The sequence below is a fragment of the Actinoplanes sp. CA-142083 genome, assembly GCF_050942195.1.
Lineage (GTDB): Bacteria > Actinomycetota > Actinomycetes > Mycobacteriales > Micromonosporaceae > Actinoplanes.
Map to the genome: position 1 here is coordinate 5,078,771 of NZ_CP192076.1, position 17,815 is coordinate 5,096,585.

Below are 17,815 nucleotides of genomic sequence, written 5' to 3' on the forward strand. Positions count from 1 at the left end.
CATTTCAGTTACTCGTAGAGAATTCGCGCCAGCTCGGTTCGCGAGCGCACGCCCAGCCGCGCGAAGACGTTGCGCAGGTGATGGTCGACCGTGCGCGTGCTCAGATGCAGTTGCTGTGCCACCTCCCGGTTGGTCGCGCCGCCGGCGACCAGCCCGGCGATCTGCGCCTGCTGGGCGGTCAGCGGCGGCCCCGCGGTCACCGGCACGGCGGCCGACGCGCGCTCGCCGGCTGCCCGCAGCTCCCGGGCGGCCTGCGCGGCCCAAGGGTCGGCGTCCAGCCGGTGGAAAGTCTCCACGGCCTGCCGCAAATGCGTGCGGGCCTCGAGGTGGTGGCGGTGCCGGCGCAGGTGGCGGCCGTAGAGCAGCTCGGTGTGCGCGCGAGCGAACCCGGCATCGTGCCGGCGCAGCGCCTCCCGGAAGTGGTCGTCGGCCGCCTCGTCGCCGGCGCGCAGGGCACGGCATCGGGCGCGGATCGCGAGCCAGGGCGCCTCGCCGGTGCGGCCCGCCCAGTGGTCGAAGATGGTGGCGGCCGAGTCGAGAACCGGAGCTGCCCCGGAGGCCGTAGCGAAGAGATGGCGTGCGGCAGGGTCCTCCGGCGCGGAAGAAAGTCCTGCCGGGGGGATGCGCGCCTCGGCGGAAAGAGGGCCCGCACCCACAGCCGCCTCCACCAGGTGCGGGATGACAGCCACCCGGAGGAGCGATGAGCCCCGGCCGGGCGGCGCGGCGACGATGGCGGCAAGGCGCTCGGCCGCCGATGCGCCGTGGCCCTCGACCAGGTCCAGCAGGGCGCGGGCCCAGTCCGTGAGGTCGCGGGCCTCGGCGTGGCGGGCGGTGGCCTCGCGGCAGCGGCGCTCGCCGGTGGGCCGGTCGCCGACCAGGCCGGCCAGCACCGCCAGCAGGCCCAGAAGGCTGTCGGCCAGATCCAGCCGGCCGGATCGGCGGGCCGCGGCCGCGCCGTCCAGGGCCGCGGTGGTGGCGGCGTCGTAGCGGCCGGCCGCCAGCTCGGCGTAGGCGACGGCCTCCAGCGCGGCGGGAACCAGGGCGTGCGCGCCGGCGGCGAAGGCGAGTGAGGCCGCCCGGGCCGCGAAGGACGCGCCGCGGCGGTCCTGGCCGACCATGATGCCGGCCATCGCGGCCGCCACCAGCAGCACCGGGTCGTCGACGCGAGGCGCGAGCGCCAGCACTGCCCGGAAATGCTCGAACGACTCGTCGTGCTGCCCCCTCAGCAGCGCGCCGAGACCCCGGACCTGCCGGTGGGCGAGCGCCGCCGCCGGAGCCGGGTCGGCAACCTCCAGACGGGACACGAGGGCGGCGTAGCGGCCGGGATCGCCGGCTCGGCAGCACGCCTCCCCGGCCAGCAGCAGCGCCGACAGGGCGCCTTCCGTGTCGACGGGGATCAGCTCGGCGGCGACGTCCAGCAGGGCGTCGCGGGCGGGCAGCGGGTCGCTGCGCAGGCCGATCTCGGCGATCAGGCTGCGGGCGCGCGGGTACGCCGACACGCGCTGGACCAGCGGGACGACCTCGTCGGGCCGGCCGGCCAGCCAGAACTCCCGGGCCGCCGACAGGAGTGGCCCGGCCGGATCGTCCGCCAGCGCCGCCGCGTACCGGAAAGCAATCGCCGCCTGCGAAGGCGCCGCACCTGCCGCCGCCGCACCCAGGTCGCGGGAGAGCTGCGGATCCCGGCCGGCCGTCGCCGCGGCCCGGTGGACCAGGGCGGGGAGGCCGTCGGTGATCCCGGCGAGCGCGAGATGAGCCTCCCGGCGGGCGGCCGACGACGCCTCCTCGTAGATCACTTCGCGCAGCACCGGGGGGACGAAGCGGACGCCGCCGGTCGCGGAGATCGTGACCAGGCCGGCGGCCTCGGCGGCCTCGAGATCTCCGAACGGCTCGCGGTCGTCGATGGCCAGCAGGAGCAGCGCCGACCGGGTCGCCGGGGGCAGCGCCGAGAGCGAGGCCCGGAGCCGCTGGCCGAGCGCGCTGTCCCGGGGGAGCCCCGGCGGCAGCGGCGCGAACCCCCGTCGCTGCGGCAACGAGAGCGTCCCGGCCAGCGCGGTCAGCGCCGAAGGGTTCCCGCCGGCCCGCCGGAGAAGGCCCGCCGCGACGAAGTCGGAGATGTCGGGGGCGACGCGAAGCACCAGTGTGTGCGCGGCATGGTCGTCGAGCGGCCCCAACGGCAGCGGGGGCAGGTCACCGGCGAACCCCAGCGGCCCGGCGGCAAGCAGCGTCACCGGCGACCCGGCGAACCGCCGCGCGAACCGTTTGATCAAACGCCACGATGGCGGGTCGAGCAGGTCGGCGTCGTCCACGAGGTACAGCGCCGCGCCGCGCGCCAGCAGCCGCTGCACGCAGATCTCGTCGGCGTAGCCGGGCACCCACAACGCCGGGCAGGCCCGCGCGGCGGCCCAGCGCAGCAGGCTGGTCCGCCCCGAACCCGGCTCGCCGGTCACCACCAGCGTCCCGCCGTCGCGCAGCGCTCGCTCGATCGCGGCGGTCGCTTCCGCGCGCCCCGCCAACTCAGGTTCTTGCACTGCCGGTGCATCAACCATGGGCCGATCTTTACGGTCCCGGCCGACCGGACGGAAGGGACTTTTCAGGACCTGCGATTTCCGCCGTGTTAACGGCTCGCGAACGAAGGCCGGTGATTTCGCCGATGCGTACCCGCCGTGTCCCCGCAAACACTGACGGCCATCGATCCCCAATCCCCGGGAGTGTCCAGGTGACAACCAGAACCCGTAGATTCCTGGCCGCCGTAGCCGCGGCCGTGGTCCTGACCGCCGCCCCGACCACCGCGGCCCACGCCGCCGACAACCCGTACCAGCGCGGCCCCAACCCGACGCTCTCCGCCCTGGACTCCGTCCGCGGCCCCTACGCCGTCTCCACGACCTCGGTCCCGTCCCTGGTCAGCGGCTTCGGTGGCGGCACCATCTACTACCCGACCACCACCAGCGACGGCACCTTCGGCGCGGTCGCCATCTCGCCCGGCTTCACCGCCACCTGGTCCAGCATCTCCTGGCTCGGGCCGCGGATCGCCTCGCACGGCTTCGTGGTCATCGGCATCGAGACCAACACCCTGCTCGACCAGCCCGGCCAGCGCGGCGACCAGCTCCTGGCCGCCCTGAACTACCTGACCACCCAGAGCTCCGTCCGCACCCGCGTCGACTCGTCCCGCCTCGCGGTGGCCGGCCACTCCATGGGCGGCGGCGGCACCCTCGAGGCCGCCAGCGACCGCCCGTCGCTGCAGGCCGCCGTCCCGCTCGCCCCGTGGAACACCGACAAGAGCTGGACCGAGCTGCGCGTACCCACTCTCATCATCGGCGGCGAGTCCGACACCATCGCGCCGGTCGCCTCCCATTCCATCCCGTTCTACTCGTCGATTCCGTCATCCGCCGAAAAGGCGTACATGGAACTGAACAACGCAAGCCACTTCTTCCCGCAGACGATCAACACCCTGACCGGCCGGATGGCGGTGGCGTGGCTGAAGCGCTTCGTCGACAACGACACCCGCTACGACCAGTTCATCTGCCCGGGCCCGACCGGCCTGGACGTCTCCGACTACCGCAACACGTGCCCGCTTTCCTGAGAAATGGGGGTCGCGCCCGGCGCTCAGCTTGCGCCGGGCGCGGCGCCGGGTGATCTACTCGCCGGATGTTCAACCATGAGCCGGCGGGTTACGTCTGTCCGATGTGCAGGCTGGTGGGCGGGGGCGAGGACGAGCACCGGATCAACACGCAGCGGGACATCGTCAAGCGTGATCCGCTCGCGACCGCCTACGTCGCGCCCAAATGGTGGCCCAACAACCACGGGAACGTCCTGGTAGTGCCCAACACGCACCACGAGAACCTGTACGACCTGCCGCGCGCGGACGGGCACGCCGTGCACGACCTCGTGCGCGAGGTGGCGATCGCGATCCGGGAGACGTACGGCTGTGCCGGCACCTCGGTGCGGCAACACAACGAGCCGGCCGGCAACCAGGAAGTCTGGCACTACCACGTGCACGTCTACCCCCGGTACGACGGCGACGAGCTCTACCACAGCCGGCCGTACCCGGAGTACATCCCGGCGGAGGAGCGCTGGGTGCACGCGGATCGCCTGCGCGCCCACCTGAACGGTTAACCTGGGCGGATGCCGTCGCCCGAGCACTACGCCGCCTTCGTTCTCGCCTCGTTCGTGCTGATCGTCATCCCCGGACCCAGCGTGCTGTTCGCGGTCAGCCGTGCCCTCGCCTACGGGCGGGCCGTGGCGCTCAAGACCGTGGTGGGCGGGGCCATCGGCAGCCTCACCGCGGCGACCGCCGTGGCGCTCGGGGTGGGGGCGATCGTGCAGACCTCCGCGGTCGTGTACACGGTCATCAAGTTCGCGGGGGCCGCCTACCTGATCTTCCTGGGTGTGCAGGCGATCCGGCACCGGCGCTCACTGCGAGCCGCGTTCGAAGCGCAGGCCGGGGTGCTCACGAGCGGGCGTACGGTAATGCAGGGTTTTCTTGTCGGGGTGACCAACCCGAAGACCGTGGTGTTCTTCGCGGCGATCCTGCCGCAATTCGTGGATCGGCAGGCCGGACATGCGAGCGCGCAGATGCTGATCCTCGGGGCCACGTTCGCGGCGATCGCGCTGGTCATGGACTCGGTGTGGGGGATGGCCGCCGGGGCGGTGCGGGCCTGGTTCGCCCGCTCGGCGCGGCGGCTCGACCTGGTGGGCGGCGCGGCCGGGCTGACGATGGTCGGGCTCGGCGTGGGGCTGGCGGTCAGCGGCCGGAAGGACTGATCCCAGCAGAGGCAGAACGGCTTGCCGGCCGGATCGGCATGGACCCGCCAGTTCTCGCCGCCGGCCGACAGTGAGGTGGCGCCGAGCTTCAGCGTCGCCGCTTCGGCCGCCTCGATGTCGCCGACCGTGTGCCATCGCTCTTTCCGGCGCAGCGGCGTGGCGCCCAGGTCCACGGCCCCTCGCGCCGCCGGTGGCGAGGTCGGGCGCGCGCAGGTCGAGGTGCGCCTGCTGCGGGTACGCCGGATCGGGCCACCGCGGCGGCACATGATCGGGAGCGGAAGCTTCTGATAGTCGACGACCGTCCGCGCGATCAGATCCTCGGCGTCCAGCCCACCGTGCGGCTCGCCGCGCAGGTCAGCGTCGTCCCCGCGAGCTTCGGCCAGGCGCTGCCCGCGGTCTCGCGCGGCACCGGCGTCTGGGCCTGGCCGTGGGCGCTGGGCGCGCTCGTCGCCGCGGCGCTCATCTACGTCACGTTCGCCCTGATCCGGCGGCACCGATCCAGAAGAGGGACGATCACATCATGAGCGGATTCGCCGCCCGGTTACGCCGGGCCACGATGACCGAGCATCGCGAGGCCGAGACGCGCGGCTTCATCACCCGGCTGATGACCGGCGGGGTGCCGCGCACCGGCTTCGCCGCGCTGACCGCCCAGTACCTGATCGTCTACCGGGAGCTGGAGGCGGCCGCCGCGTCGCAGTCGCGTGCCGGCACGAGCGCCGCGGACTTCGCCGACCCGGCCCTGTCGCGGGTTCCGGCCCTCGAGGCCGATCTGGCCCACCTCTACGGCCCCGACTCGGAGACGTTCGTGGTCCCGGTCGCGGCCACCATCCGGTACGCCGAGCGGCTGCGCGCCCATGCCCACACCTCGCCCGAGCACTTCATCGCCCACCACTACGTGCGCTACCTGGGCGACCTCAGCGGCGGCCTGCTGGTCGGCAGATCCGTGGCGGCCACCTACGGGCTCGGCGACGAGGGGGTCTCGTTCTACCGGTTCCCGCTGATCGACAACCCGAAGGCCTACAAAACCGCCTATCGTGGGCGACTCGACGCCCTGCCGTTCCCGGCGGAGCGCCTCGACACGCTGGTGGCCGAGGCGCAGCTCGCCTTCGCGCTGAACTCCGCGGTCTTCCAGGAGCTCGGCGTGATCTACCCCGGGGACGCCGTCCCGGCTGCCTGAAAGGGCAAATCGGGCTTCCGTAGGGGCAGACTTGGGTTCGGGCTTCCCGGCGGACGGTGCCGGGAAGCCCGGGTCTCAGATCTTCTCCACCTCGACCGGCGTGATCAGCACGCGGTCGCGGCCGGTCTCGCGGACCGCGCCGGTCAGCGTCACCGTGCCGCGGCACGGCAGCTCCCCGGCCGACGAGCCGACCATGATCTCCAACTCGCCGGGCTCGACGATACGACGCAGGTCGCGGCCCGTGAAGGCCGTGCGGTCGGTGTGCACCCGGAACCGGACGTCCTTGGCCTCGCCGGGCGCCAGCGGCACCCGCGCGAACCCGGTGAGCTGCTTGACCGGGCGGGTCACCTGGGCGATCACGTCGCGCAGGTAGAGCTGGACGACCTCGTCGCCGGCCCGCTCGCCGGTGTTGCGCACCCGCGCGGTCACCGTGAACTCGCCGTCGGTCGGCACGGCCGCGTCGCTGATCCGCAGGTCGTCGATCTCGAACGTGGTGTACGACCGGCCGTGGCCGAACGGGAACAGCGGGGTGGGGTCGAGGTTGCTGACGCCGCTGTTCTCGGCGCCGAGCACCGGCTGCAGGTAGGTGCCGGGCTGGCCGCCCGGGGTGCGCGGGATCTGCACCGGCAGCTTGGCGCCCGGCTGGATCCGGCCGCTGAGCACGCCGGCGATCGCGCCGCCGCCCTCCTCGCCCGGCATGAACGCCTGGACCAGCGCGGCGGCCCGCCCGGCGATGTCACCGAGCGCGTACGGCCGTCCGGAGACCACCACGACCACCACCGGGGTGCCGGTCGCCAGCAGCTCCTCGATCAGCTCGCCCTGCAGGCCGGGCAGGCGCAGCTCGTCGGCGTCGCAGCCCTCGCCGGAGGTGCCGTGGCCGAACAGCCCGGCCAGGTCCCCGACCATCGCCACGCAGACGTCCGCGTCCTTCGCCGCCGCCACCGCCGCCGCGAAGCCCGACCGGTCGTCGCCGAGAACAGCACAACCTCTTTCGTGTACGACTTCAGCACCGCCGAGCTCGGCTCGCAGGGCGTCGACGGCGGTCGGCACCTCGATGCCGAGCCCGTGCTCGGGGTGGCGCGGGAGCACGTGGTTGGGGAAGGCGTAACAGCCCATGAACGTACGCGGATCGGCGGCGCAAGGACCCACCACCGCGACCTTTCGCAGGGCCGGGTCGAGCGGCAGCGTGGACCCGGCGTCCAGCAGGATCACCGACTTCTCGGCCATCTCGCGGGCGAGGGCCCGGTTGGCGGGGGAGTCCAGGTCCACCTCGCCGGCGCCGGCCACCGAGCCCTCCGGCGTCCAGTCCGCGTCGAGCAGGCCCAGCTCGGCCTTGTGCGTCAGGTGGCGGCGGACCGCCCGGTCGATCAGCTCCACCGGCGCGTGGGCGACCAGGCCCTCGCCGAAGCCCAGCGTGTCGGGCAGCTCGACGTCGATGCCGGCGGCCAGGGCCTGCACCCCGGCGTCGTCCATGCCGGCGGCGACGCGGTGCATGGTGGCCAGGAACGGCACGGCCCAGTAGTCGCTGACCACGGTGCCGGTGAAGCCCCACTGCCCGCGCAGCACCTCGGTGAGCAGCCACGGGTCGGCGCCGGCCGGCACGCCGTCGACGTCCGAGTACGAGTTCATCACCGAGCGGGCCCCGGCCTCGCGCACCGCGGTCTCGAAGGTCGGCAGGATGACGTCCATCAGCTCGCGCCGGCCCATCGAGACCGGGCCGTGGTTGCGGGCGCCCCGCGACGCCGAGTAGCCCGCGAAGTGCTTGAGGGTGGCGATCACGCCGGCGCTCTGCAGGCCGCGCACGTACCCGGCGCCGAGCAGCGCGACCAGGTACGGGTCCTCGCCGATGGTCTCCTCGACCCGGCCCCAGCGGTAGTCGCGGACCACGTCGAGCACCGGGGACAGGCCCTGGTGGATGCCGAGCGCCGCCATGTCGCGGCCGATCGCGGCGGCCATCCGCTCGACCAGCTCGGGGTCGAAGGTGGCGCCCCAGGCGATCGCGGCCGGGTAGACGGTGGCGCCGAACGCCGTGAACCCGGTCAGGCACTCCTCGTGCACGATAGCGGGCACGCGCAGGCGTGAGTCGGCGAGGACGACGTGCTGCTGGCGGACCACCTCGGCCGCGCCCTGGGCGGCCGTCAGGGGCACGCTGCCGTACACCCGGGTGAGCTGTCCGAGCCCGTCGCGGCTCGCCTCGGCGAGGGGAATCGTCCCGGATGCGGCGAAGACGTCCTGCATCGGCGCGACGTTCAGGGTCTCCTCAGGTTCGGGCCTTGACTCAATTGTGCCCGAATCCTGCATATCGTTGCCCACCCATCGGCTGCCCAGTTGGGCTACTTTCTCCTCGATGGTCATTGTGGCCAGCAGAAGCTCGACGCGCTCCGCCACGGGTAGCGACAGGTCATGCCATGGCTGGGCGGGCTGTTCTGCGGTCACGGCGTAACTCCTCAACAAGGTTCCGAAACTTTCAGTACTTTTACAGCATGAATTATCGGTCGGACCCGGCCTGACCGGGGGTGCCTCGCACGGGTCCACTCTTGCGCTGGGAGCGCGACCAGAGCAAGACCCTTGACATGATCAAGCCGAAACCCTACGTTAACGAAACCTCGCGTTAACTTGCGGTCGCTTCACGAAAGTTGCAGGCTTTGTGACAGCGGCTACTAACCATCCCCACGACGATCCACTCGCCGCGGCAGGACGCGGCACTCGAGTACGGAGATCAGCGTGACCAATAGCAACTTCTCCCGGCGGAACTTTCTGGGACTAGCCGCGGGGGCCGCCGGTGCTGCGGCCCTCGCGGCATGTGGCAGCTCCGGCCCGTCCGACAAGGGCGGCACGAGCGGCGGCGGCTCGAAGGGCGGGGCCAGCTACTGGTCGCTGTCCGGTGAGCCCGGCGAGCCGATCCGCCAGGCGGCGGTCGACCGCTTCAACAAGGCGAACGCCGACACCAAGATCACCCCGACGTTCTTCCAGAACGACGCCTACAAGCAGAAGATCAAGACGGCGATCGGCGCCGGCCAGGCCCCGACGATGATCTGGGGCTGGGGCGGCGGTGGCCTCAAGTCGTACGTCGACGCCGGCCAGGTCCTGGACCTGACCGACTGGCTCGGCCAGAACGCCGCGGTCAAGGACAAGATCCTGCCGTCGTCGTTCGGCGCCGCCACGGTCGGCGGCAAGGTCTACGCGCTGCCGGTCGAGACCGTGCAGCCGATCGTGCTGTTCTACAACAAGAAGGTCTTCGAGAAGGTCGGCGTCGAGCCGCCGAAGACGTACGGCGATATCTTGAACTTGATCCCGAAGTTCAACGCCAAGGGCATCGCGCCGTTCTCGCTCGCGGGCCAGTCGCGGTGGACGAACATGATGTGGCTCGAGTTCATGCTCGACCGCAACGCGGGCTCCGAGGTGTTCGACAACGTCTTCGCCGGCAAGCAGGGCGCCTGGTCCGACCCGGCCGTCCTGGACATGCTGACCAAGGTCCAGGACCTGGTGAAGGGCAACGCCTTCATCAAGGGCTTCTCGTCGATCACCGCCGACTCCAACGCCGACCAGGCGCTGCTGTACACGGGCAAGGCCGCGATGATGGTGCACGGCTCCTGGTCGTACGGTATCCAGAAGGCCGACGGCGGCGACTTCGTCAAGTCCGGTGGCCTCGGCTGGATGAACTTCCCGCCGATCGAGGGCGGCAAGGGCGACCCGAGCAACACGGTCGGCAACCCCGGCCAGTACCTCTCGATCTCGTCCAAGGCGAGCGCCGCCGAGCAGGACGTGGCGAAGAAGTTCTTCTCCACCACCCTGGTCGACGACGACGAGAAGGCCGGCTGGGTCAAGTCCGGGGGTGTTCCCGTACTGAAGAACGCGGATAGCCTGTTCACCGGTGACGACGCCCAGTTCCTCAAGGACATGTCGGCGATCGCGTCCGGCGCCAAGACCTTCGCGCAGTCGTGGGACCAGGCGCTGAGCCCGACCGCTGCCGAGACCCTGCTGGACAACATCGCCAAGCTGTTCCAGCTCCAGGTCACCCCGCAGCAGTGGGTGGACAACATGAATGGGGTCATCGGTAAATGACGACGCTCGCTCCGCCCGCGGCACGCCGCGGGCAGGAGTCCTCAAAAACCGCGACGCGCGGGCGGGGCGGCTCCGTCGGCTGGATGGCACTGCCTGCAGGTCTGATGTTCGTGGCATTCGGGGTCATCCCGTTGCTCGGTGTGCTGTTCCTGAGCTTCACCACCTGGGACGGCATCGGTGACATCCACGTCTCCGGTCTGACCAGCTGGAAGGCGACGCTGAAAGACCCGCAGCTGCCCCATTCGCTGTGGGTCACGTTCGAGATCATGATCCTCTCGTGGCTGGTGCAGACGCCGCTGTCGATCCTGATCGGCGTGTTCCTGGCGGACTCGAAGAAGAGGTACCGCGGGTTCCTGGCGGTGTTCTACTTCATCCCGCTGCTGCTGTCGTCGGCGGCCATCTCGATCACGTACAAGGCGCTGCTCGACCCGAACTTCGGGATCGGCGCGGGTTTCGGCGTCGAGTGGCTGAAGCAGGACTGGCTCGGCGACCCGACGCTGGCCATCGGGGTTCTGGTCTTCGTGGTGTCGTGGCAGTACATCCCGTTCCACTCCTTGATCTACCAAGGCGCGGTCCGGCAGATCCCGCAGTCGATGTACGAGGCTTCGCAGATCGACGGCGCCGGCAAGATCCGGCAGTTCTTCTCGATCACGCTTCCGCAGATCAAGTACACGATCATCACGTCGTCGACACTGATGGTGGTGGGCTCGCTGACCTTCTTCGACCTGATCTACGTGCTCACCGGTGGCGGTCCGGGCGACTCCACCCGGGCGCTGGCGCTGTTGATGTACCAGAAGGGCTTCATGGCCAACCTCATGGGCCCCGCGTCGGCGATCGCCGTGATCCTGGTCCTGGTCGGTTTGCTGCTCGCTCAGTTGCTGCGCCGCCTCGGTGGCAGCGGCGACGAGAGCATGTCGGAAGGGGTCTGACATGACGACCACTGTCAATGTCAGCGGTACCGCGCCGGCGCACCACGAGCAGCCCCGGCGCAACCGACGCGGCAGCAAGTTGCTGAGGTACAACTGGATCGGCGGCGGCCTCGGCTGGGTGTGGCTGTTCATCGTGATGGTCCCGATCTACTGGATCGTCATCACCAGCTTCAAGACCCAGGCGAACTACTTCATCACCAACACGTTCGCCCCGCCGAAGGACCCGACCTTCGACAACTACAAGCTGGTGTTCGAGAACGACATCGTCCGGTACTTCACCAACAGCGTCATCGTCACCGTCGGCGCCGTGGTCCCGGCCGTGCTGATCTCGTTCATGGCGGCGTACGCGGTCGTCCGGGGCAGTCACAACCGGTGGTTGCGGCTGACCAACACGATGTTCCTGGCCGGCCTGGCCATCCCGCTGCAAGCGGTGATCATCCCGGTCTACCTGATCATCATCCGGCTCAAGCTGTACGACTCGCTGCTCGCCATCGTCCTGCCCTCGATCGCGTTCGCCATCCCGCTGTCCGTCCTGGTGCTGACGAACTTCATCCGGGACGTGCCGAAGGAGCTGTTCGAGTCGATGCGCATGGACGGCGCCAGCGAGTGGGGCACGCTGTGGCGGCTCGCGTTCCCGCTCACCCGCCCGGCACTGGTCACCGTGGTCATCTACAACGCGCTGGGCATCTGGAACGGGTTCCTGCTGCCGCTGGTGCTGACCCAGAGCCCCGACCAGCGCACGATTCCCTATGCGCTGGTCAGCTTCCAGGGCCAGTTCGGCATCAACACCCCGGCCATCGCCGCGTCGGTCACCCTCACGACCATCCCGATCGTCCTGCTCTACGCGATCGGGCGGCGCCAGCTACTGAGCGGTCTTACGGCCGGCTTCGGCAAGTAGGGCCGTGCTCTCCCGGATCACGAGCTCTGTCGCCAGCTCCACCCGGGGGGTCTCAATGGGCTCGCCGCGCGAGAGTCGCAAGACTGTCCGTGCGGCGAGCCCGCCCATGTCCGCGAGGGGCTGACGCACGGTGGTCAGCGGCGGCGAGGACCAGCGGGCCTCGGGCAGGTCGTCGAAGCCCACCAGGCTCAGGTCGTCGGGGATCCGGACGCCGCGCAGGCGGGCCGCCTCGTACAGCCCCAGGGCCATCTGGTCGCTGGAGGCGAAGATCGCGGTGGGCGGCTGGTCGCGGTCGAGCAGCCGCAGCCCGGCCTGGAAGCCGGACTCGTGGTTGAAGGCGCCCGGCTCGATCAGCGTGCGGTCGACCCGAAGGCCGGCCTCCTCGAGCGCGGCGCGGTATCCGTCGAGGCGGGCGCGGGAGCACAGCAGGTTCTTCGGTCCTTCGATGAGGCCGATGCGGGTGTGGCCCAGCGAGATCAGGTGCTCGGTGGCGCTGCGGCCGCCGGACCAGTTGGTCGCGCCGATCGTCGGCACGTCCGCGGCCACGCCGCCGGCCGGGTCGATTATCACCATCGGGACGTTGAGGCGATGCAGCTCGGTGCTGATCGGACCGGCGCCGTCGGAGATCACCAGGATCACGCCGTCGGACTGGCGAGCCCGCAGGTTCTGCAGCCACTGGCGGGTCGACGCGGTACGCCGGTGGATCGCCGACACCACGGTGCCGACCCCGGCCGCGTGGGTGACCTCCTCGACGCCGCGGATCAGCTCGACCGCCCACGGGCTGTCGAGGTCCTGGAAAACGAGGTCTATCAATCCCGCCCGGAGCGGCTGCCGAGAGTTACGGGGACGGTAGTCGTGCTCGCGCAAAAGATGCTCGATGCGGTCACGGGTCTCGGGGGACACATCAGTACGCCCGTTGAGCACCCGTGACACCGTGGGAACGGACACTCCCGCCGCTTCCGCGATGGTCGCGATCGTCACACGTCGTCCGGCCGCGGCCATGGTCGTCTCCTCGCCTCCCGCGGGGGCTCCGACTGAAAGTTTCGACCGCGGTGCCGGAAGTATTGCACATCCGCGACACGCCCGGCCTTAGACAGTCTTTCCGACCACGAGAATGATGTTCACCGTTCCGGCCGCCACCCCCGAATCCACGGAGGACACTGCGATGACGATCGACCTGCCGGCCCCGGTCCGCGCCGCGATCGACGCCGCCAACGCGAACGACACCGACGCCTTCCTGGGCTGTTTCCCGCCGGACGGCGTCGTCGACGACTGGGGTCGCGAGTTCGTCGGCCATGACGAGATCAGAGGATGGTCCGACCGCGAGTTCATCGGTGTCAAGGTCAATCTGAAGGTCGTCCAGCTCGCGATCGAGGACGTGAACGTCGTCGTGACCGCCCAGGTGGGCGGCGACGGCTTCAACGGGCCCTCGCACTTCACCTTCAAGGTCGAGGGCGGCCACGTCACCCGCATGACGATCCGGGCCTGACCCTGTCGGTGGTGAACGCCTCGATCGGGGCGTACTCGGCCGGGTATCGCCCGCGCGAGGAGGCCACCGTTGCGGTTCCCCCAGTCGTGGCATTCGCGGCCCGATACCCGACACAGCGATCCCGGAAGACGGCCATTCGTGCCTAACCTGTCGGCACCTCGCGGCCTCGTCGGCCGAGGTGTCGACAGGAGCCCTTCATGGCATTCACCGACAACTGCGACATCTTTGTTTCGCTTCACGAGGACGGCCTCAACCTCATCGGCCGCCATATCATGCGGCAGCGCCCTTCCCTGTTCAACTACGCGACGGCGGACGTCGCCGCGAACCGTGAGCTCTGGTGCCAGATCCCGGAATTCACGGCGGATGTCACCACATTCGGCAATCCGATTTTCACGGTGCTGCCCTATATGCCGGTCATCGGCGCCGACTCGCCGCCGGTGGGGCTCGGTTTCAACGTGCAGGTCGTCGGCGCCCGGGCCGACTTCCACCCGAGCAACGTCGTCGGCCTGCCGCCCGAGCTCGGCGGGAAGCTGAAGGAGCAGCAGCTCGCCCTCGAGCTGAAGATCTGCGGCGGGATCGAGTGCCCGGACCCCCGCCTGCTGCGCCGGGTCCCGGTCACCTCCGGCCCGCAGGGCCACGCCGCCGACGCGCCGAAGCCGCCGCTGGTCCCCGTGCCGGGCCGGATGCAATGCTTCTGCCTGCAGGTCTTCGTGACCGCCCACGTCGCCCGCGCGTTCATCAACGGCGTCGAGCGGCTGGTCGGCGAGGTCGACGGCGTGGAGATCGTCGACGTCGGCCCGGAGGGCCTCGAGGCGAACATAGAGTGCTACATCCGTACGGCGATCGTCCTGTTCCTGCGGCAGAAGCTCGCCATCCCCCTGGAAACGCTGTTCCTCGACTTCCCCCTGTTCGGCCTCGGCACCGTCACGCTCGCGCCGACGCCGAACCCGCCGGTGCCGCACAACCCGGCGGTCGAGGAAGACCAGCTGAAGGCCTTCGTCACCATGACCGTCGGGCCGTAGGGGTTAATGATGAGCCACCTGACGCTGGCCGCTTCCGAACGGTCCTTCGAGCAGTTGTTCAAACTCGCCCGAAACGGTTTCAGCTTCGCGAAATCCGACAGCGGCACCTTCGGCCCGTTCACCGCGAGCTATTCGGTGAAGCTGCATCTCGCTCAGGGCACAATTCAGCTCAACGACGACGGCACCATCGAGATCGACGCGCTTGACGTCGTGTGGGACACGCTGAAGCTGAAGGTCTGTTTCAACTTCCCGGGCTTCACCATTCCCGGCTTCTGCATCGTCCCCGACCCGTGGAACGGGTGCCTCGTCGGCATTCCCGACATTCCCATCGGCGGCCCGATCTGCGTACCGCTCGACCTTTCCGGTCTGGTCAGCGAGATCTCCAAGATCCGCGCGCACCTGAAGCCGGTGTACTTCGTCGACCCGGGCCGCCTGCCGGCCTGGAGCGACCTGCAGGCCGAGTTCGCGGGCCGGCCCAACAAATGGCGCGTCTTCATCGCGCCCGACTTCGTCAGCGTCGACCCCTGATCGGCGAGAAGTTCGACCTGCTCGGGCAGATCGAGACCGTGGTCGCCGACTACTTCGCCAGCAAGTACCCGATCTACGAGTTCGAGGATCCGTATCCCATCCTCACCGACGCTCCGCTCATCCCGGTGAAGATCCCGCTGCGCAACCTCGCCGCCACGGTCACCTCCAAAGAAATGATCATCACGGGAGACGTCGGTCAGCCATGAACGCATTCTTCGACGCCGCACTCATCGAGACCGACATCGACAGCGGGGCGCTGGGCATGCTCGGCGCCGTGGTCCGCCGCTTCGAGGAGCCTGGGACCTACCGCGCCACGGTCCGGCTGCACGACCGGACGGTCCAGGTCTTCTACCTCTCGGTCGACAAGGACAGCCCGGTCGCCGCCGCCGACATCGACCTGGCCAACCTCGACGGCTGCGACTCCGAGACCTTCTCGGTCAACCCCCGTGGTTACGCGCTGTTCCGGGTTTCGGGCGGCAAAGGCGGCTATTCCGTACGGCTGCGGCGCACCGACCCCGACGAGCGCACGCCGGTCTTCGACACCGCCGCGCTCGACGGCGGCTCGGCCTTCGCGGCCCGCGTCCTGCGCCCCGGCACGTACGCGGTGAGCAATTCCCTCGGCGACGGGCGCGCCCGGCTGAAGGTGGCCTACCCGCCGGCGGCTTTCTCGGGCTACCGGCCGCCGGACGCGTTGCACGTCGAGGTGACCCGCCAGGGGTTCGAGCCCGAGCGGATCGAGCTCATGCCGCTGCAGGGCCTCATCTTCGACTGCCACGCCCCGGCCCGGATCGTGATCAGGCTCGAAGACCCCGACGACGGCCCCGGGTGACCACGCCGCCGGATGCCGTTGGCTACGTCGCGGATCGGCTCGACGCCCTTGTCGCCGCGTTCGGGCTCGAGGCCGAGGCCGAGCGGGTCCGCGAGGTTTTCGACGTCGTCTGTGGCCGGGCGCTCGACTTTCCCCTGGCCCAGGGGCCGGCCGGGCGGTCGCGGTTGAACGAGGACGGCACCCCGATCCAGTTCGCCACCTCCGTCGGGCCCGGCCCGGGCGCGTTGCGCTTCGTTGCCGATCCCGGGCCGTTCCATGCCGGGGTGGTGGCCCGCATCCGTGCGGGCCGCGAGGCCTTGCGGTCGGCCGCCACACTGATCGGGGCCGAGACCGAGCTCGCGGCAGTCGCGCTCCTGATCGGCGACCTCGCGCCGGAGGACTCACCCGCGCTCCGCGCCGACCCCGCCGGAGCGTTCTGGATCGGGGCCGCCTTCGCTCCCGGCGCCGCGCCCCGCCTGCGCGTCTACGTGAACGGCGGCTGGGGCTCGCCGGCGGCGAGGGCTGCCCGCCTCCGACGCTTCGCCGAGCACTTCGGCCGGACGCCCGCCTGGGACGACCTCGCCGCGCGGCTGCCCACGGCCCTGGCGCCCTTGGGCCTCGCCCTCACCCTGACACCCGGCCGGCCCACCCGCGGCGCGATCTACCTGCGGGCCTTCGGCCTCCGCCTCGCCGAATACGCGGCCGTCGCGGGCGCCGGCGCCGAACGGATCCGCCACTTCGGCGAACTGCTCCTGGGCGCCGACGCCGACTGCCCGGCCCCGAGCGCCGTGCTCTCCTTCGGCTTCGGAGCGGAGCCCGGCCTTCCGGCGGAGCTCGAATACTGCACGCACTGCCTCTATCCCGACGACGCCGCCGCCGGAGCGGCGCTGGAACGCCTCTTCGCGGATGCCGGCGTAGACCCGTCGCCGTATCGGGCGCTGTCCCGCGGCCTGGCGCCGCACCGGCATTGCTTCATCGGCGCCGACGGCAAGGCCGCCACTTCCGCCTACACCGTCTACATGCGACCCGATCTCACCCCACGCCGATGACCCCGGAGACCGGCCCCGCGCGGGAGGAGGGGGCGACGGCCTCGGGGACAGGCCCGGCGGCCGGGAACGGCGGGCTCGGGGCGCGGATCGCCGCCGCGGTCTCTCGTGGCCTCGCCTTCGTTCTCGCCGCGCAGGAGGCCGACGGCTCCTGGACCGAATGGGACCTTCCGCCCGGCCCGTCGCGGGAGTGGGCCACCGCGCACACCGGCATGCGGCTCGCCCAGCTCGGACCCGCCCACCGCCCCGCGGTCGCCGAGCCGCTCGGCCGGGCCGCGGACTGGCTCCTCGACCACCGGGCAGCCGCCGGCGGCTGGGGCTACAACGCGGTGGTCGACCCGGACGCCGACTCCACCGCCCAGGCCCTGCTCCTGCTCGCCGCCGCGGGCCGGTCGGCGCCCGCGGGGGCCTGCGCCTTCCTGGCCCGCCACCAGCGCCCGGACGGCGGGTTCGCCACGTACCTGCCGAGCCCCCTCGCCGGCTCCTGGAGCCGCTCGCACGCCGAGATCACGCCGATCGCCCTGCTCGCCCTGCGGGCCCACGGCGGCCTCCCGCCGGACCGGCTCGCCGACGGCCTCGCCTGGCTGCGCAGGGCCCGCCGGGAGGACGGCCTCTGGAACTCGTTCTGGTGGTCCACGCCCCTCGTCGCGACCGAGGCGGCCCTCGGCTGTCTGGCCGTGCTCGGCGTGCACGAGCCACTCCCACAGTGGACCGCCACCGACAACCTCGAAGCCGCCCTGCTGCTGTCCATCACCGCGGCCTGGGGTCGGGCGCCGGCGATCGAACGGCTGACCCACGCGCTGCTGGAGACCCAGCGCGACGACGGCTCCTGGCAGTGCCCGCCGCGACTGCGCGTCACCGACCGCGCCTGCGACCGGCCCTGGGAGCTCCCCGACGCCGGCCCGCTGTTCGCCGACCCGCACCGCCTCCACGGCACCGCCATCGCCCTCGCCGCGCTCGCCACGGCGACGGCCCCGGATCCGGCTTCGTGACGCGCCCATTCCGACGCTACGCCCGGCCCAGCCGGGTCGAGGCACGCCCCGGTCAGGCCCGAGCCCAGCCGAGGCCTTAGCCCGGCCAGGTCGAAGCGGC

The 17,815-nt window shown here is 70.9% G+C and carries 18 protein-coding genes and 1 pseudogene; 14 read left to right on the forward strand and 5 right to left on the reverse strand.

Annotated features, from left to right (window positions below):
- Positions 1-8: 8 nt before the first annotated feature.
- Positions 9-2,513, reverse strand: coding sequence for a LuxR C-terminal-related transcriptional regulator (locus tag ACQPZX_RS23210; RefSeq protein ID WP_433384117.1), 2,505 nt, complete (start codon positions 2,511-2,513; stop codon positions 9-11).
- A 203-nt stretch (positions 2,514-2,716) separates the two neighbouring features.
- On the opposite strand from ACQPZX_RS23210, the gene ACQPZX_RS23215 reads away from it, so the two are divergent.
- The 3 genes from ACQPZX_RS23215 (at position 2,717) to ACQPZX_RS23225 (ending at position 4,761) form a co-directional block, all read left to right on the forward strand.
- Complete coding sequence (locus ACQPZX_RS23215; protein WP_433384119.1) at positions 2,717-3,580, forward strand: alpha/beta hydrolase family protein; 864 nt, start codon at positions 2,717-2,719, stop codon at positions 3,578-3,580.
- Positions 3,581-3,681: 101 nt separating this feature from the next.
- Positions 3,682-4,113: an HIT family protein gene (locus tag ACQPZX_RS23220; protein WP_433384121.1), complete on the forward strand. Its 432-nt coding sequence runs from the start codon at positions 3,682-3,684 to the stop codon at positions 4,111-4,113.
- 9 nt (positions 4,114-4,122) lie between these two features.
- Positions 4,123-4,761 carry a LysE family translocator gene (locus tag ACQPZX_RS23225; protein WP_433384123.1) on the forward strand — a complete coding sequence of 213 codons (639 nt, stop codon included), beginning with the start codon at positions 4,123-4,125 and terminating at the stop codon, positions 4,759-4,761.
- A 65-nt stretch (positions 4,762-4,826) separates the two neighbouring features.
- Here ACQPZX_RS23225 and ACQPZX_RS23230 read toward each other — a convergent pair.
- Positions 4,827-5,027 (reverse strand): annotated as a pseudogene (locus tag ACQPZX_RS23230) (hypothetical protein); the annotation flags it as partial.
- 44 nt (positions 5,028-5,071) lie between these two features.
- On the reverse strand, positions 5,072-5,224 hold the full coding sequence (locus ACQPZX_RS23235; protein ID WP_433384125.1) for a hypothetical protein: 153 nt from the start codon (positions 5,222-5,224) through the stop codon (positions 5,072-5,074).
- 57 nt (positions 5,225-5,281) lie between these two features.
- Here ACQPZX_RS23235 and ACQPZX_RS23240 point away from each other — a divergent pair, with 57 nt between their 5' ends.
- Positions 5,282-5,938: a heme oxygenase (biliverdin-producing) gene (locus tag ACQPZX_RS23240; RefSeq protein ID WP_433384127.1), complete on the forward strand. Its 657-nt coding sequence runs from the start codon at positions 5,282-5,284 to the stop codon at positions 5,936-5,938.
- Between the two features lie 75 nt (positions 5,939-6,013).
- On the opposite strand, the gene ACQPZX_RS23245 is transcribed toward ACQPZX_RS23240, so the two are convergent.
- Positions 6,014-8,374, reverse strand: a complete 2,361-nt coding sequence (locus ACQPZX_RS23245) for a beta-glucosidase family protein (RefSeq protein WP_433384129.1) — start codon at positions 8,372-8,374, stop codon at positions 6,014-6,016.
- Positions 8,375-8,662: 288 nt separating this feature from the next.
- Here ACQPZX_RS23245 and ACQPZX_RS23250 point away from each other — a divergent pair, with 288 nt between their 5' ends.
- From ACQPZX_RS23250 to ACQPZX_RS23260, 3 genes are all read left to right on the forward strand, one after another.
- Positions 8,663-10,003, forward strand: coding sequence for an extracellular solute-binding protein (locus ACQPZX_RS23250; RefSeq protein ID WP_433384131.1), 1,341 nt, complete (start codon positions 8,663-8,665; stop codon positions 10,001-10,003).
- Between the two features lie 83 nt (positions 10,004-10,086).
- On the forward strand, positions 10,087-10,932 hold the full coding sequence (locus tag ACQPZX_RS23255) for a carbohydrate ABC transporter permease (RefSeq protein WP_433384133.1): 846 nt from the start codon (positions 10,087-10,089) through the stop codon (positions 10,930-10,932).
- A 1-nt stretch (position 10,933) separates the two neighbouring features.
- On the forward strand, positions 10,934-11,830 hold the full coding sequence (locus tag ACQPZX_RS23260) for a carbohydrate ABC transporter permease (protein ID WP_433384135.1): 897 nt from the start codon (positions 10,934-10,936) through the stop codon (positions 11,828-11,830).
- On the opposite strand, the gene ACQPZX_RS23265 is transcribed toward ACQPZX_RS23260, so the two are convergent.
- Positions 11,795-12,832, reverse strand: a complete 1,038-nt coding sequence (locus ACQPZX_RS23265; protein WP_433384137.1) for a LacI family DNA-binding transcriptional regulator — start codon at positions 12,830-12,832, stop codon at positions 11,795-11,797. The two genes, ACQPZX_RS23260 and ACQPZX_RS23265, sit on opposite strands and share 36 nt — an antisense overlap.
- A gap of 163 nt (positions 12,833-12,995) precedes the next feature.
- On the opposite strand from ACQPZX_RS23265, the gene ACQPZX_RS23270 reads away from it, so the two are divergent.
- From ACQPZX_RS23270 to ACQPZX_RS23300, 7 genes are all read left to right on the forward strand, one after another.
- Positions 12,996-13,319 carry a nuclear transport factor 2 family protein gene (locus ACQPZX_RS23270; RefSeq protein WP_433384139.1) on the forward strand — a complete coding sequence of 108 codons (324 nt, stop codon included), beginning with the start codon at positions 12,996-12,998 and terminating at the stop codon, positions 13,317-13,319.
- Between the two features lie 197 nt (positions 13,320-13,516).
- Entirely contained in the window at positions 13,517-14,341 is an 825-nt protein-coding gene (locus ACQPZX_RS23275) for a hypothetical protein (protein WP_433384141.1), read from the forward strand.
- A 9-nt stretch (positions 14,342-14,350) separates the two neighbouring features.
- The gene (locus ACQPZX_RS23280) at positions 14,351-14,869 is read left to right on the forward strand and encodes a hypothetical protein (protein ID WP_433384143.1); all 519 of its coding nucleotides are present in this window, start codon (positions 14,351-14,353) and stop codon (positions 14,867-14,869) included.
- Positions 14,824-15,075 (forward strand): hypothetical protein, encoded by a 252-nt coding sequence (locus ACQPZX_RS23285; RefSeq protein WP_433384145.1) that lies wholly within the window; start codon positions 14,824-14,826, stop codon positions 15,073-15,075. Before ACQPZX_RS23280 ends, ACQPZX_RS23285 begins: the two co-directional genes overlap by 46 nt.
- Positions 15,072-15,698 carry a hypothetical protein gene (locus ACQPZX_RS23290; RefSeq protein WP_433384147.1) on the forward strand — a complete coding sequence of 209 codons (627 nt, stop codon included), beginning with the start codon at positions 15,072-15,074 and terminating at the stop codon, positions 15,696-15,698. Before ACQPZX_RS23285 ends, ACQPZX_RS23290 begins: the two co-directional genes overlap by 4 nt.
- Positions 15,695-16,726: a hypothetical protein gene (locus ACQPZX_RS23295; RefSeq protein WP_433384149.1), complete on the forward strand. Its 1,032-nt coding sequence runs from the start codon at positions 15,695-15,697 to the stop codon at positions 16,724-16,726. Before ACQPZX_RS23290 ends, ACQPZX_RS23295 begins: the two co-directional genes overlap by 4 nt.
- Positions 16,723-17,715: a prenyltransferase/squalene oxidase repeat-containing protein gene (locus ACQPZX_RS23300; protein ID WP_433384151.1), complete on the forward strand. Its 993-nt coding sequence runs from the start codon at positions 16,723-16,725 to the stop codon at positions 17,713-17,715. The genes ACQPZX_RS23295 and ACQPZX_RS23300 overlap by 4 nt, the downstream gene beginning before the upstream one ends.
- The last annotated feature ends 100 nt before the right edge of the window (positions 17,716-17,815 follow it).

Coding starts and splice junctions, on each gene's coding strand:
- ACQPZX_RS23220 (WP_433384121.1), top strand. CDS start 3,682: ATGTGCAGGCTGGTGGGCGGGGGCGAGGACGAGCACCGGATCAACACG.
- ACQPZX_RS23225 (WP_433384123.1), top strand. CDS start 4,123: ATGCCGTCGCCCGAGCACTACGCCGCCTTCGTTCTCGCCTCGTTCGTG.
- ACQPZX_RS23235 (WP_433384125.1), bottom strand. CDS start 5,224: ATGAGCGCCGCGGCGACGAGCGCGCCCAGCGCCCACGGCCAGGCCCAG.
- ACQPZX_RS23240 (WP_433384127.1), top strand. CDS start 5,282: ATGAGCGGATTCGCCGCCCGGTTACGCCGGGCCACGATGACCGAGCAT.
- ACQPZX_RS23255 (WP_433384133.1), top strand. CDS start 10,087: ATGGCACTGCCTGCAGGTCTGATGTTCGTGGCATTCGGGGTCATCCCG.
- ACQPZX_RS23260 (WP_433384135.1), top strand. CDS start 10,934: ATGACGACCACTGTCAATGTCAGCGGTACCGCGCCGGCGCACCACGAG.
- ACQPZX_RS23265 (WP_433384137.1), bottom strand. CDS start 12,832: ATGGCCGCGGCCGGACGACGTGTGACGATCGCGACCATCGCGGAAGCG.
- ACQPZX_RS23270 (WP_433384139.1), top strand. CDS start 12,996: ATGACGATCGACCTGCCGGCCCCGGTCCGCGCCGCGATCGACGCCGCC.
- ACQPZX_RS23275 (WP_433384141.1), top strand. CDS start 13,517: ATGGCATTCACCGACAACTGCGACATCTTTGTTTCGCTTCACGAGGAC.
- ACQPZX_RS23280 (WP_433384143.1), top strand. CDS start 14,351: ATGAGCCACCTGACGCTGGCCGCTTCCGAACGGTCCTTCGAGCAGTTG.
- ACQPZX_RS23285 (WP_433384145.1), top strand. CDS start 14,824: ATGGCGCGTCTTCATCGCGCCCGACTTCGTCAGCGTCGACCCCTGATC.
- ACQPZX_RS23290 (WP_433384147.1), top strand. CDS start 15,072: ATGAACGCATTCTTCGACGCCGCACTCATCGAGACCGACATCGACAGC.
- ACQPZX_RS23300 (WP_433384151.1), top strand. CDS start 16,723: ATGACCCCGGAGACCGGCCCCGCGCGGGAGGAGGGGGCGACGGCCTCG.